13 protein-coding genes are annotated in these 13217 nt (G+C 68.2%); 9 read left to right on the top strand and 4 right to left on the bottom strand.

The window, feature by feature from the left end; all coding sequences use genetic code 11:
- Window positions 1–227: 227 nt before the first annotated feature.
- Window positions 228–992 carry an SDR family oxidoreductase gene (locus OG381_RS02345; RefSeq protein WP_327714386.1) on the bottom strand — a complete coding sequence of 255 codons (765 nt, stop codon included), beginning with the start codon at window positions 990–992 and terminating at the stop codon, window positions 228–230.
- 50 nt (window positions 993–1042) lie between these two features.
- Here OG381_RS02345 and OG381_RS02340 point away from each other — a divergent pair, with 50 nt between their 5' ends.
- The 4 genes from OG381_RS02340 (at window position 1043) to OG381_RS02325 (ending at window position 3256) form a co-directional block, all read left to right on the top strand.
- Entirely contained in the window at window positions 1043–1675 is a 633-nt protein-coding gene (locus OG381_RS02340) for a TetR/AcrR family transcriptional regulator (RefSeq protein ID WP_327714385.1), read from the top strand.
- Between the two features lie 155 nt (window positions 1676–1830).
- The gene (locus OG381_RS02335; RefSeq protein WP_327714384.1) at window positions 1831–2373 is read left to right on the top strand and encodes an MOSC domain-containing protein; all 543 of its coding nucleotides are present in this window, start codon (window positions 1831–1833) and stop codon (window positions 2371–2373) included.
- Between the two features lie 176 nt (window positions 2374–2549).
- Entirely contained in the window at window positions 2550–2759 is a 210-nt protein-coding gene (locus OG381_RS02330) for a hypothetical protein (RefSeq protein ID WP_327714383.1), read from the top strand.
- 62 nt (window positions 2760–2821) lie between these two features.
- Complete coding sequence (locus OG381_RS02325) at window positions 2822–3256, top strand: pentapeptide repeat-containing protein (protein ID WP_327714382.1); 435 nt, start codon at window positions 2822–2824, stop codon at window positions 3254–3256.
- Window positions 3257–3678: 422 nt separating this feature from the next.
- On the opposite strand, the gene OG381_RS02320 is transcribed toward OG381_RS02325, so the two are convergent.
- Together OG381_RS02320 and OG381_RS02315 are read right to left on the bottom strand one after the other, a co-directional pair.
- Complete coding sequence (locus OG381_RS02320) at window positions 3679–4440, bottom strand: isocitrate lyase/PEP mutase family protein (protein ID WP_327714381.1); 762 nt, start codon at window positions 4438–4440, stop codon at window positions 3679–3681.
- Window positions 4441–5155: 715 nt separating this feature from the next.
- Entirely contained in the window at window positions 5156–6364 is a 1209-nt protein-coding gene (locus OG381_RS02315) for an RNA-guided endonuclease InsQ/TnpB family protein (protein ID WP_327714380.1), read from the bottom strand.
- 688 nt (window positions 6365–7052) lie between these two features.
- Here OG381_RS02315 and OG381_RS02310 point away from each other — a divergent pair.
- From OG381_RS02310 to OG381_RS02290, 5 genes are all read left to right on the top strand, one after another.
- A complete protein-coding gene (locus OG381_RS02310; RefSeq protein WP_327714379.1) occupies window positions 7053–7451 on the top strand; it encodes a DUF4440 domain-containing protein in 399 nt (132 codons plus the stop codon).
- Between the two features lie 304 nt (window positions 7452–7755).
- On the top strand, window positions 7756–8130 hold the full coding sequence (locus OG381_RS02305) for a hypothetical protein (RefSeq protein WP_327714378.1): 375 nt from the start codon (window positions 7756–7758) through the stop codon (window positions 8128–8130).
- 201 nt (window positions 8131–8331) lie between these two features.
- Window positions 8332–9966, top strand: a complete 1635-nt coding sequence (locus tag OG381_RS02300) for a hypothetical protein (protein ID WP_327714377.1) — start codon at window positions 8332–8334, stop codon at window positions 9964–9966.
- Window positions 9967–10021: 55 nt separating this feature from the next.
- Window positions 10022–10378 (top strand): hypothetical protein, encoded by a 357-nt coding sequence (locus tag OG381_RS02295; RefSeq protein WP_327714376.1) that lies wholly within the window; start codon window positions 10022–10024, stop codon window positions 10376–10378.
- A gap of 37 nt (window positions 10379–10415) precedes the next feature.
- Complete coding sequence (locus OG381_RS02290; protein WP_327714375.1) at window positions 10416–11465, top strand: hypothetical protein; 1050 nt, start codon at window positions 10416–10418, stop codon at window positions 11463–11465.
- Here the strand turns inward: OG381_RS02290 and OG381_RS02285 are convergent.
- Window positions 11462–13198, bottom strand: coding sequence for an FUSC family protein (locus OG381_RS02285; RefSeq protein WP_327714374.1), 1737 nt, complete (start codon window positions 13196–13198; stop codon window positions 11462–11464). The genes OG381_RS02290 and OG381_RS02285 overlap by 4 nt on opposite strands.
- Window positions 13199–13217: the final 19 nt, after the last annotated feature.

Genomic DNA, 13217 nt, shown 5'->3' with positions numbered 1-13217 from the left:
CTGGACGGAGGAGCCAACCCAGCAGCCAGCCGGGCACTACCTCCAAGCCCGGTCCTTCAGGGCCGGGTCAAGTTGACGCAATCTCTCCTGTGCGGGACCCGTATGCCTGCATGCCGACGGCGGGGACGGAGACGGCGGCCCCGGATCCGACGACGACGGCGCATGTCATGGAGCCGGGACCGTGCGTGGAGCTGCATGGCGCGCCGCCGTTGCTCGGCCGTTGTTGGTCACAGGCGGGGGCCGAGGAACAGTCCGCCGCTGGCGTCGATGGTCTGACCGGTGACCCAGCGGGCGGCATCGGAGGCGAGGAAGGCGACCACGTCGGCTACGTCATCGCGCCCGCCCAGCCGGTTGAGCGCCGTCATGGCGGATATCTGTTCGGCCAGGCCCGGCACGTCGAAGACGGCTCCGTTGGCCGCCGTGCGGGTGGCCCCCGGAGCGACCGCGTTCACCGTGATCCCCCGCGGGCCCAGTTGGACGGCGAGGGTCTTGCTCATCGTCTCGATCGCCCCCTTGGTCATGGCGAACGATGTCTGGGATGAGTTGGCCATTCGGGTCGCCACCGACGAGATCGAGATGATCCTGGCGCCCTCGCGCAGCAGCGGTAGCGCACGCTCGATGATGAAGTACGGCGCTGCCACGTTCACCGCGAACAAGTGGTCGAACTCTGCCCGGGTCGTCACGCCGAGCGGGCCGGCCGGCGCGGCTGCCGCGTTGTTGACGAGGATGTCGAGCGGCCGGCCGGCCAGGCCGGCCTCCACACCGGCGAAAAGTGTCTCCACGTCACCGTCCACGCCCAGTTCGGCTCGGACTGCGAAGCCGGTCCCGCCGGCGCGCTGTATCGCGTCGACCGTCGCCGCCGCCCCGCTCTCATCCGTGCCGAAGTGCACGATGGCTGTGGCCCCTTCGGCAGCGAGCCGAGCCGCGATTGCCTGCCCGATGCCGCGCGATGCGCCGGTCACCAGAGCTGTTCTGCCTATCAGGTCGCCCATGCCGTCACCCCCCATGTGTTAGTCACTAACATGATGGTAGTGTCTAGCACATGAGTGAGCGGCATCCAACCCTGCGGGAACGACGACGATCCGAGACGCGGCGCCTGGTTCAAGCGCACGCGGTGCGGCTGTTCACTGACCACGGCTACGACGCGGTGACGGTGGCAGACGTCGCCGAGGCCGCCGGCGTCTCGGCCATGACCGTGTACCGGCACTTCCCGACCAAGGAAGACCTCGTCCTCATCGACCAGCCCGCCCAGCTCATCGCCGAGCACGTCGCCGCGTCCTCTGCGACGCAACCCCTGGTGCAGCGCGTCGGCAGCGCCCTCATCGACGCGGCCGTGGCCTTGACCGACGGCAACGGGGACGAACAGGCGGCGAACGAACGGTTCTTGCTGGACTGCCTCCGGCTCATGGTCTCCACGCCTGCGCTGCGGGCCCGGCACCTGGACAGCCAGTACGCGCTGCAACAGGCCATCGTCAACGCCCTCGAGGCCGACGTCAGCGATCCCGACGCCGCATTCCGCGCCCAGGCGGCGACCAGTGCCTGCCTCGCCGCGATGCACACCGCACTGACGCGTTGGGCCGAGAACGACGGACACCTCGACCTTCCCGACCTGATCGCACGGGCGCTCGCCGCGTCCTTCGGCGAGGACGCCGTCCCCACCCGCCGGAAGGACTGAGGCGGCTCCTGCCCGCGGTGGGAACTGCTCCCACCAGCTGACAACAATCCGACGAGACCAGTAGCGGTCTCACCCGCGACGGATTGTCGCTGCTGTGCCTTGAGGCCAAGGGTTAGGGTCGTGGCTGACCATGGTCACGGGAGGGGATTTCGAGGATGAGCGGGATAGTCGCGGCCGTCAGCAGCAATGGTGCGTACTCGTTCACCAAGCCGAACCGGGACAGCATCATGCTGCTCGCCGGGCTCGGCGTGGAGGGTGATGTGCATGCCGGCGTGACGGTCAAGCACCGCTCTCGGGTTGCGCAGGACCCCACCCAGCCGAACCTGCGCCAAGTCCACCTCATTCATGAAGAGCTCTTCGCCGAGGTCAGTGCAGAGGGATTCACGGTGATGCCCGGTGACCTCGGCGAGAACATCACCACCCGCGACATCGATCTGCTGGGTCTGCCGGTCGGCACGCTGTTGCGCATCGGCGCCCATGCGGTGCTGGAGGTGACCGGCCTGCGCAACCCCTGCCTGCAGATCGACAACTTCCAGGACGGGCTGCTGAAGCAGGTTGTCGGCCGCGATGAGGCCGGGAACATCGTACGCAAGGCCGGAATCATGAGCATCGTGCAGCAGGGCGGCACGGTGCGCCCGGGCGACACGGTCAAGGCGGAGCTTCCCAGCGGGCCGCACCGGCCCCTGGAGCGGGTCTGACGTCTCCTTGGGCTCGTCAACGCGCCGGATGTCGGCGCACTGATGGAGGGCAGCGCCTGCTCCTGCGCGGCGGGCGACGACAACCCGAACTGACCTGCTCGGTACACCCGCGCCCAGGCTCTGGTGCATCGCATCGGGGCCCGGGCCTGCAAGCGCGAGATGAGTACGCTGAAGCGATGCGATTGCGCTGGGACTGGCTACGTCCGGTGGTGCAGGCGCCCTACGTGCCGACGATCGGGCCGGTCCACCCGTCCGTGCTGACCGAAAACCTGTTCACGAACACTCTGATCGCGACCTGCATCGACCGGTGGTTCTTGCGCTACGACAAGGGCATCCGCTGGTTCGACAGCAAGGACGAGACCGTCCTCATGGCAGGCATAGGCTGACGGACGGCGAACTGCCGGAAATCCGGGCGACGGCCACCGATCCAGCTGACACGCTGGCGCACATGACCACGCCACTCACCCCGAGACAACGACTCGCCGCGCTCCACAGCTATGCGGCCGTGAACGGTGAGGACTTCACCGGCCAGAACCTGGCTTCCGCTCGCATGTTGCGGCTGCGGTTCACCCGCTGCTCGTTCATCGGGGCCGATCTACGCCACGCCACCCTGGACGGGTGTTGGTTCAAGTTCTGTGACTTCAGCGACGCAGACCTGCGCGGGGCTTCACTGCGCGAGGCCAGCCTGGCCGGATGCGATCTGCGAGGTGCTGACCTGCGCGATACCGATCTGACCGGCGCCAGGTTCGCAAGCGTGAACACGGGTGTGCCCCAGCTCGGGTTGACCTACGTCACCGGTGCCCGATTCGAAGGAGCGTCCTTGCGCAACGTTCAAGCGGACGGTGTCATCGGGTGGCCACCGGGGCACGGCGCGAACGAGTAGGGCCTGCCTGGCGGTGAGATCACCCTCTACAGCCGGAGTATCAGTCCTTGTAGACCAGTTCGTTGGTGATCCGCCGGTCCGACACAGAGATGCCCGCCGAGGCCCGCCGTATCAGCAGAGCGGGTACATCCCAGTCCTGATCAGTCAATTCATGACCACGCGTCAGTTCATCATTCCGACGGGCTCTAGTGTGATTCCGGCGTCGCAGCCGTCCTGCAATCGGCGGCGTTGAAGCGCCTGGAGGCCATTCGACCTCCAGGCCACTCACCGGTCACCCGGGCAGACTTGCCTCAACTCGGGCGATGCGGAGCCATACGGAAGAGCCGTCTATGGCGACGCAACCTCGCAAGTCCGCGCCCGACCTCCACCGTGCGGTGAACAGTTCTGGCGGCGCGGCCGGACCCTGCCGCACGGTCAACTTCTCAAGGCGCCCAGGGCTTGAGCATGTCCTTCACCGTGTCGGTCAGGGCGATTTGCAGGAGCGGGCCGTAGGTGATCCGGCCTACGCCGAGGCGACGGAAACGCTCGAGGTCGTGCTTGACGGGATGAGCCGTGGAGTTGACGGGGATGTTCACTGCCCCGATCACCGCGGTGAGCAGTTCATCGTTGTCCTGGATTCCTACCGGGTAGACGCTGTCCGCTCCGGCCTCCTCCAAAGCACGCAGTCGCTCGATCGCCTTCTGGAGGACGCCGGAAGCGTCCTGCGCGTGCAGGAAGAGGTCGGTGCGCCCGTTCACCCAGACCGCGACACCTGACTCGTCCGCCGCCGAACGCAGACCCGCGACGTAATTCGCGTGCTCCTCGGTGCTGCGCACCCGGCCGCCGTCCGAGTGGACGGTGTCCTCGATGTTGAGGCCGACCCCGCCGACCTCGATGAGCCCGGCGACGAGATCAGCGGGCTTTTGCCCGTATCCGGACTCCAGGTCCACAGACACGGGGACGTCGACCGCCGCGATGATCGGCTTGACGGCGGCGAGTACTTCGTCGAAGGTCTGCCCCTCGTGGTCCGCTGCCCCTCGGGAGTCTGCGAGGGGATGGCTGCCGACCGTCAGTGCGGGGAATCCGGCGGCCACTGCTGCACGCGCGGACCAGGCGTCCCACACGGTCGGCAGTACGAGCGGCTTGCTTTGGGCGTGCAGCTGCTTGAGGCGTTGAGCTCGCTCTACGGTGGTATCGAAGTCCATGTCGGGAACACTACCCGGACCACCGGGCGAAGTGGCCCGGCGTCGGGCATGCGCCAGGCGGCCGTGATGGAGGGCGGGGCCGATCAGCCTCTGCCGCCGGCGCCAACGTCGTGGCCATCCCCAACTGGCCCCTCGAACCGCCGCCGTGGGAAGAATCGACGTGTTGTCAGCTGAACGGCAAGGCCCTTGTCACCCCCGCCATAGGCGAACGGCGTGCCGTGCTTCACCGGGATAAATGAGGACGGGTTTTAGCTTGAGGCAGAGCATGATCTACCGGGTGACCAGGGGAGCGGATACGGGCGTGAGCGTCGTTGGTGGCGATGTGTGGCACGAGCGGCTGGGGTGGGCGTACGGGCTGATAGCAAGCGATCCGGCTGATCGTGCTGCGGCGCTGGTCCGTCTGGCTGATGTTGAGAGGGCCACTCAGGACGCCTGGGATCGGCTCGACAGGACGTGGCGGCGGAGGTATTCGCTGGGTCGCAGGGCGGCGGACAGGAACTACCGGGAGATCCTGAGGTATTCGCTGCCCGGCGGGTTGTGGGACCGGCCGGCCGGTTCAGACATCGTCGCGTGGCCGGGTCTTCCCTACGTACTGCTCTTCCTAGAGTGGGAGGCGAGATATCCGCAGGAGTGGACACGGCATGCCAAGACATGGGGCGCGAAGCAGCGCCTCATCCGAGACGTGGCTGTTGCTCACCTTGACTTCCTCCCCCGCCTAAAGGCGGGGGATTCCAGCGGTCGCCCGCTGGGGTTCCTGCTTCACCGACGACTGCCCCGTCTGGGAGGACTCCCGTTGAGGTCCTACACCGTCTCCACAGGCAGATGCCGCCAGCCCGGCGGCCAGGATGTTGCGTGCCGCGTTGATGTCGCGGTCATGCACGACGCCGCAGACACACGTCCATTCGCGGACGTTCAGCGGCATCTTCGCCGCGACCGTGCCGCAGTTCCCGCACAGCTTGCTGCTGGGAAAGAAGCGGTCGATCACCACGAGCTCGCGCCCGTACCAGGCGCACTTGTACTCCAGCATGGAACGCAGGTCCGTCCAGGCCGCATCACTGATGGCGCGTGCGAGCGTGCCGTTCTTCAGCAGGTTGCGCACGCTCAGGTCCTCGATCACGACCGTTTGATTCTCGCGGACGAGTCGAGCCGACAGCTTGTGCAGAACATCGCGGCGCCGGTCGGCGATCCGCACATGCACACGGGCCACCTTACGGCGGGCCTTCTCCCGGTTCGCCGAGCCCTTCGCCTTGCGCGACAACTCCCGCTGCGCACGGGCCAGCCGTGCCCGATCCCGCCTCTCATGTCTCGGGTTGGCGACCTTTTCCCCGGTGGACAGGGTCACCAGGGAGGTGATCCCGGCGTCCAGGCCGACGGCCGCCGTGGTGACGGGGGCCGGGGCGATGGTGTCCTGGCACAGCAGGGACACGAACCAGCGCCCCGCCGCGTCACGGGACACCGTCACCGTGCTCGGCTGCGCACCCTCGGGCAGGGGGCGCGACCAACGGATGTCCAGAGGGCCGGCCATCTTGGCCAACGTCAGCTGTCCGTCGCGCCAGGTGAAGGCACTACGCGTGTACTCGGCCGACGCGCGGGACTTCTTGCGGGACTTGTAGCGCGGGTACTTCGCACGCTTGGCGAAGAAGTTCCCGAACGCCGTCTGCAGATGGCGCAGCGCCTGCTGCAGCGGAACCGAGGACACCTCGGCCAGAAAAGCGAGTTCCTCGGTCGTCTTCCACTGCGTCAGCGCGGCGGAGGACTGCACGTAGGAGATGCGGCGCTGCTCGCCGTGCCAGGCCCGCGTGCGCTCCTCCAAGGCCTTGTTGTAGACGAGGCGGACACAGCCGAACGTGCGCGACAACTCAGCCGCCTGCACGTTCGTGGGGTAAAAGCGGTACTTGAACGCCCGCTTGACCTGCCGCGTCACGTCTCACACTTTATCAACTTCCGTGTGGGCAGCGGGTGTCAGCCGGTGGACGGCGCACACCCATCCGCCCTGGCGGCGAACCGGCTTCCCCTGCCCTGCTCCGCAGGAGCTTCGATTCCTCCCCGGCCTGAAGGCCGGGGTATCCACGAAGGACAGACCCGATGATGAGGCGGTCAGAACCAAGCTGGTGGACCTGATCGAGATCGTTGTCCAGCGGCCTTACCGCTGCAAGGACCGCGAGTACGTGCGGGTGGCCCGGGCTGTGGACAGTGACGACCTGCGCGGCAGGCTGGAAACGGCCGTCCGTTCGGGGCACCCCATGGGCGCGGCGCCATGCCGGGTACGTTCTCTGGCTCCTGGACCACCCCGAGGTGCCGAACACGCGTCACGTCTGGCGGACTTGGCCGGCGGCGGCATCCAGCGAGTGAGCACCGGCCGCCCGAGGGCATCGGGCCACATAACGGGGAGGGACACGTAGAGCTCGTAACACGACGATGGTGAAGGGCTGTTGAGTCGTCTCCAGCAGATCAGTCCGAAGGCCAGGGAGACTATGGCAGTTGTGGAGGTCGAGCATCTGTCGGCGGACTGCGAGGCGCTTGAACTGGCGCGCGACGGCCTGCCTCGACGACATTTCGCAGCCTGTCGAAACCAACGAGGTCCGGCGCCCCTCGGCTGTTACCGTCGCGCCATGTCCAAGATCGAGATAGACGTCGTGACCGCCGAGTTCTTCGGTGCCTTTGACAACCGAGGCGGCAAGGCTGCCAACGTGGCCCGGATCCGCCAGCTGATTCTTCCGGGGGGAGTGATCGTCAAAACCGGCCCGGAGTTCACGGTCTACACCGTGGACGAGTTCATCGAGCCTCGCCAGCGGCTGCTGACCGACGGTCGACTGGTCGAGTTCTCCGAGTGGGAGACCTCTGAACGGACAGAGATCGCGGGCGATATCGCGTCGCGGTTCGGCGAGTACCGCAAGTCCGGAATCTTGGATGGTGAGCCGTTCGAGGGAGCCGGGACCAAGACCATCCAGTTCGTCCGAACCTCCGAGGGCTGGCGGATCGCAGCGTTTGCCTGGTACGACCAGCCCTGACCGCAGGGCGGTCCGGCTGCGGCTTATCAGCTTGGGTCGATGTGGTGCATCGCACCGGGCGCAATCATCCTCGTTCGGCACGGCATATCGAGCACCTTGGCAGTCAGGTCGCTCCGCCCCCGGAAACGTGGACACAGGGCGCTTTGAGCTCGCAACACGATCATGATCGGTGCTTGTTCAGCCGTAGGAGAGGCCATCCTCCGGTCCGGTCTGCGGCGTACGTTCAGGCGTTCGTGGTGCAGCCGTCGACTCCAGCGCGAACGCGGAATCGTCTACTCCCTTGAGCCTGGGGAATGCGGTGCGCATGACACTGGCGCGCTCACTGCCCGACAATGCCACCGAGTGGTGGATCTTCCTGGGAACGTTCGTCCTCTACGTGCTCGGACGCTGGTTCTTCGCCTGGCAGCGAGCCCGGCGTGAGGGCGACAGCCACCCCATGCGTACCGCGTTCGCCGAAGAAGACGATCCCGCCGCAAGCTACGCGGCCGTGGTCGGCGGCTTCCCCTCCTACCGGCAGTTCTTCGGCTTTGTCGGAAGCGCCGTCGCAGTGGTTCTCGTCGTTGCCCTGACCGAAGGCTGGCTGCGCCACGTCCTGCTATGGATCATTGTTCCGCTGCTGGTCATAGCGCTCTCGTACCTTGACTTCCGCCAGGCCCTGAAAGCGCGCTCAGAGGCCTGACAGAGCGGTTGAAGCGGCGAACTCCGCCACGTGCTCGTTCGACACCGGCTCCCTGTTCCTCACCAGCTCCATATTCCTTTGACTTAGTCAAAGGAATCGATGGTTGTCGATCCGGTCCCCCCGGACGGCCCGCCGCCCTATGCTGATGGTTCGTCAACAACACTGTTGGTCTGAGGTTTCGCACGCATCGGGGGACGCGGTGTGAGTACCACACCACCACCACACGCCAGCGAGGCGACCAGGCTGCTCTGCGCGGGCACCTACTTGGATCCGCGGTACCGCGACCAGGTCATCGAGCAACTGCACCTCAATGAACAGCGGATCGTGGCGCCTTCGCTGGGTCTGGACGCGGCTCGCGTCCTCGCCCACGCCCTGCGCGCCCGCCGCCAGGAGCTGCTGTGGGCCGGGCTGATTCTGGGCCTGTGGGTGGTCGGGCTGCCGCTGATCGGCGCACTGCTGTTCATGTTCGTCGTGCCCAGCCTGATGCTCGCCCTCGCCTCCCGGATCCGGGGCCGTGCCGCGCAGCCGCCGCTGTACCGCTGGCTGCCCGCTCTCTGGCTCCGCTGGTCGGGCCGGTTGACTTTCGCGTTCTTCCTGCTCGTCACCCTCGTCGCCGCGTTCGGGGCCGGGAAGGAGAACGATCCGTACGACTCGTCGAGCAGCGACGTGGACGGCTGGGTCGATGTGCTGCTGCGCGTCCTGGCCGAGGCGGCCGGAGGGATCGAGGTCTGGCGGGCCTGGCTCGTGTTCGTCCTCTTCGCGCTGATCGCCCTGTGCATCGCCGTGCAGCGCGGCCGGTTCGCCCGCGCGCTGGACGCCGAGCTGTCCCCGCGGCGCTTCCCGGACACCGCCGGCGACCCCGCCGAGCAGGACGAGTCGCCGCGGTTCCAGCGCCTCAAGGAGCGCATCCGGATCGAGCAGCACGCCCCGCTGGTCATGTACCACGAGCAGCGCCCCTTCTGTGGGGCCGGGCTCGCCTTCGACACCTGGGTGATCGCCGTCGAGCTGAAGCCCGACAAGAAGAAGGAGCAACTGCCCCTGAACAACCGGGCGATCCTGGAGAAGATCCGGCCGTTGCTCGAACAGCTGCGGCTGCCCTCGGAGTTCGCGGGGTATCCGGTCCGGGACCGGCTGCTTCGGCTGGAGATCGACGAGTGCGTGTTCCTGCCCGTCGAGGGGCTGCGCCGGCGCGAGGAGGCGCCGTACCACCCGCAGGTCTTCGAGGAACACCGGGCCCGCGCGGTCGAGGAGGGCGGCGAGCGCCGCCGGCACTTCCTGCGTGTGCGCGTCGGCGGCTGGGAGGAGGAGCTGGTCGTCACGGTGTTCGTGCGGGTGCATACCCAGGGCCAGATGTTGATGCTGGAGATCGCCCCGCATGTACTGCTGCCGGTCCGCGAGGACTTCAAGGACGCCGACCGCGCGGCACACAACCACCGGCACAACAACGTGCTCGGCAAGGCCGTCTGGGCCCTGGTGCGGGTGCCCGGGTCCGCGGTGCGCTCGCTCGTCGTCCTGGGCCGCTGGCTCGGCTCCGTGTGGCGGCTGCTGACCGGCGGGTACGCGGGCGCGCTGCCCGACGGTCCGGCGCTGTCGGTGCGGGAACTGGGCTCGGCGGAGGACTCGTCGCTCTTCCAGGGGATGGACCGCACCCGCTACCTCCGGAGCATCCAGGACCGGGTGGCGAACGGAGTGACGACCGCGCTGGCCGAATGCGGTTACGAGACCGGCGAGTTCGTCCAGAAGGTCGTGCACAACTACGGCATCTACAACGAGGGCGATGTACACAACAGCAGTCTCGCGGCGGGCGACGGGGCCACCGCGATCTTCAACTCATGAGCGGCGGCACGGGAGTCGTGCCACGGGGCCGCGTCACGGAAGGGGGCCGGTAGCGATGGCCAGGGACGAACCGGGCATTCACATCAGCGGCGGGGTGCACGGCAGCGCGTTCGCCGTCGGCAACCACGCGCGCGCCGAGATGAACCAGGGCGCGGCCGTCCCCCGGGACCAGGCCGCGGAGGAGCTCCTGATCGCCGTACGAGAACTCCGCGCGGATCTCACGAGGTTGCGGGCGTCCGACGCCACGGCCGTCCTCGACACGGCCCTCGCGGAGACGGAGGAGGAGATCGTCACGACCGGCCGGGCGGCGCCGACGCGGCGTGAGCGGCTGCGTCAACTCCTCGACGACTCGCAGGCGTTGGTGGGTCTGGTCGCGTCGGCCGGGGCGGTGGCCGGGTTGCTGGGGATGTAGGCCGGCCTGCTGCCGGCCCGGAGCGAAGGGGGATGGGATGGGCGGGGGAGCGCGGTACTGGAACGACGAGACCCAGCGCTGGGAGGAGGACGACGGCGGGGGCGGGTCGGCGGCGCCGACGACACCGCCGCCGAGCCGGCCGGGGTATGCACCGCCCTCGCCGAGCGGGCCGTGGCAGGCATCGTCCCCGTCCCCGTCAGCGTCCCCGCCTCCTCCTTCGGCCGACTGGCCCGGAACCGGTGAGGGGAGCACTTGGCACGGGCCAAGAGCCCACGACGGATCCGACGGCATCTGGTCGCCGGACGAGCCGATCGTCGGGCAGCCCGCCTTCGTCCCGGGACCGGCCCCGGCGGCCGGCGGCGGCAACCGCCGGCTCGTGTGGTCCGTCGTCGGTGGAGCCGTCGTTGTCGTGGTCGCCGTGGCGCTGGTGCTGGTGCTGACGACCGTTGTCGGGGGCGGTGACAAGCCGTCGACCGCGGCGAGTTCGTCGCCGGTGGCCACCGTCTCGCAGCAGAGCGATCCGTACACGGCGTCGGAGTCGGCATCGGCGTCGGCGTCGGAGGAGCCGACCGTGGGGGCGTCCGCCTCGGTGCCCGAGCTGGGCGCCGGGTACGAGCTGTACGACGACCAGGAGGGTTTCCGCGTCGGGCTCCCCGTCGGGTGGTCGCGCGAGACCGCGCCGTCGCAGTTCGGCATCGCGGTCGTCACCTACGACAGCCCCGACCGCGAGCACCGGATCGAGGTGTACCAGGTGAAGGAGGCCACCCCGCAGGCGTCCTTCGACGAGTTCCTGTCCGACCGGGTCGCGAAGGCACCCGGCTTCCGGGAACCCGAACTCCAGCCCCTGGCCGACGGCCGGTTCACCGGACTGCGGCTGGAGTACCTCGCGAACTCCGTCGAGAACGCCCCCGACGTGGGCATCTGGCACGTCTACGACGCGCGCTTCGTCGTGGACGGCGGCGACAGGTTCGCGATAGCCGTCTACGGCCCGGAGGCGAACGGCGGCACGGACGAACTGGAACTGCTGGACACCGCGCTGGAGGGCTTCTGCCCACCACACGTCTGCGAGCCCGTCTCCCTGGACTAGGCGCACGGGCAGGGCGTGCATGGCTGCGGGGGCAAGGTGGCTTGGTTTGTTGAGTTGTGCCGAGCTCTTGTCGCGTGCTGGGACGTGGGCCACGCCGCTGCCTCTCGTGCGTGTCCGGTCTCGGTGGCGAGGCTTCGCGCGTGGAAGGAGGTGGCTTCCACGCGCTCGAGAACGTGGCGGACCCGGGCGCGCTCGGCGCGGCGGGGATTGAGCGGATGCATCAGGGGACGGCAGGCCGTGCGAAAGGCCTCCAGCGCTTGGTCAAGATCACGTGCATCGAGTGCGGGCTTCGGGACGCCGGCCTGCGGCGCGCAGCGCACGAGGTGGTCGAGAAGCGAAAGGAGCTCCCGCAGACGCATGTCGGCCACCGTGCGGACAGCCATGGGGACGACCAGCGCGGCTGCCAGAATCCCGCATCCGGCCCCCAGAACGGTCTCCTGGACGCGAAGTACGAGCAGCTGCGGGGAGAGCGTGTGCAGGGCTGCGAGCACCATGCTGAGCGAGCCGGTGATGAAGAAGGTCACCGCCCAGTAGCTGGTGGAGGCGGTGTAGAACATCCCGAAGACGCAGGCGAGGAGAAAGGCCAGGGCCAAGGCGGTGCGCCCGTCGGCCAGGACGGCGAGGCCGTATCCGAACGGCACCCCGGCGACGGTGCCGATCAGCCGCCGACCGCTCTGCAGCAGGACGTCCCCGGTGTGCTCGGCATTGATGAAGACGACCCATGCCGTGGCCACGGCCCAGTACCACAGGTGCGGGGAGAGAAGATGTCCGCCGAGTACGGCGAGCGCGGCCGCGGCGGTCACCTGGAACGCCTGCCGCGTCGTATGCCGCCACGCGCCTGAAGGCTGTGCTGCTCCGGGATGCAGCGCCACACGGTCGCGCTCTGTCAGGTCGGCCACGTCCGCCGTCTCTGCCTCCCTCATCCTACGGACGCGGGACCCGGTCGAATCCTCCGCTGCGCGGATCGCGAGTACACCGAGGCGTTGCGCGGTCGCGTCCGCACGTGCCGTCCGCTCCAGCTCCGCCGCCGTGTCGCGGAGCAGCCCGGCGGGAGCCTCGTACAGGAATTGCTGAAGCAGAAGCGCGGAGGTGTGCAGCCGGGCGAGACGTCGTTCGACTCTGCGGACACCGGCTTTGCCGTCTGCGAGGAGATCTGACGTGGCCTGCTGTGCTTCACGAAGCCGTGTGTTGAACGCCGTCCTCAGGCGCCTCAGGATTCCGTAGGACGTCGTGGGCACCAGGCAGAGGCGAGTGACTGCGGCTGCCGTGAAGGCGACAGCCAACGCCCCAGTGAGTTGCGGGAGTTGGTGGGGCTGAATCCTGGCGAACTGGGACAGGAAGAAGGCCATGAAGGCGAAGATCCCGAGGTCCAGGCCCCGTCGTCCGAAGCGGCGCGCATAGACCGCGGTGAAGATCAGCAGGAGGAAGGCCAGGTGGGACGCGACGGGGAAAGGCGCCAGCAGGCCCCCGGCTGTCAAGGCGGCCAGGGTCACGGGGGCCCCGGCGAGCAGAGTGAGGAACTGGTTGCGGGGGTGCAGGTCGCTGCTCGCCAGCGAGGTGACCACCGCTGTGAAGCCGCCGGCCAGAAGTACGACCGGGGGCTGACCCCGTACCGCCAGCGCGGCCAGGGTGAGAGTGAGGCCGAGGACGGCACGCAGCCCGGCGGTCAGACGCAGCAGCCCCGGGTCGGCTGCGGCAACGCGGTCCCGTAGCGACGCTGTTTTCGCAGTCACCGTGGATTTCCGTTCCTTC

It is taken from the genome of Streptomyces sp. NBC_00490 (genome assembly GCF_036013645.1).
GTDB lineage: Bacteria > Actinomycetota > Actinomycetes > Streptomycetales > Streptomycetaceae > Streptomyces > Streptomyces canus_F.
This window is presented reverse-complemented; position numbering and strand designations above follow the sequence as displayed.

What these genes read in the sequence shown, in the direction of transcription:
- OG381_RS02345 (WP_327714386.1), bottom strand. Translation starts at nt 992, where the DNA reads ATGGGCGACCTGATAGGCAGAACAGCTCTGGTGACCGGCGCATCGCGC.
- OG381_RS02340 (WP_327714385.1), top strand. Translation starts at nt 1,043, where the DNA reads ATGAGTGAGCGGCATCCAACCCTGCGGGAACGACGACGATCCGAGACG.
- OG381_RS02335 (WP_327714384.1), top strand. Translation starts at nt 1,831, where the DNA reads ATGAGCGGGATAGTCGCGGCCGTCAGCAGCAATGGTGCGTACTCGTTC.
- OG381_RS02330 (WP_327714383.1), top strand. Translation starts at nt 2,550, where the DNA reads ATGCGATTGCGCTGGGACTGGCTACGTCCGGTGGTGCAGGCGCCCTAC.
- OG381_RS02325 (WP_327714382.1), top strand. Translation starts at nt 2,822, where the DNA reads ATGACCACGCCACTCACCCCGAGACAACGACTCGCCGCGCTCCACAGC.
- OG381_RS02320 (WP_327714381.1), bottom strand. Translation starts at nt 4,440, where the DNA reads ATGGACTTCGATACCACCGTAGAGCGAGCTCAACGCCTCAAGCAGCTG.
- OG381_RS02310 (WP_327714379.1), top strand. Translation starts at nt 7,053, where the DNA reads ATGTCCAAGATCGAGATAGACGTCGTGACCGCCGAGTTCTTCGGTGCC.
- OG381_RS02305 (WP_327714378.1), top strand. Translation starts at nt 7,756, where the DNA reads ATGACACTGGCGCGCTCACTGCCCGACAATGCCACCGAGTGGTGGATC.
- OG381_RS02295 (WP_327714376.1), top strand. Translation starts at nt 10,022, where the DNA reads ATGGCCAGGGACGAACCGGGCATTCACATCAGCGGCGGGGTGCACGGC.
- OG381_RS02290 (WP_327714375.1), top strand. Translation starts at nt 10,416, where the DNA reads ATGGGCGGGGGAGCGCGGTACTGGAACGACGAGACCCAGCGCTGGGAG.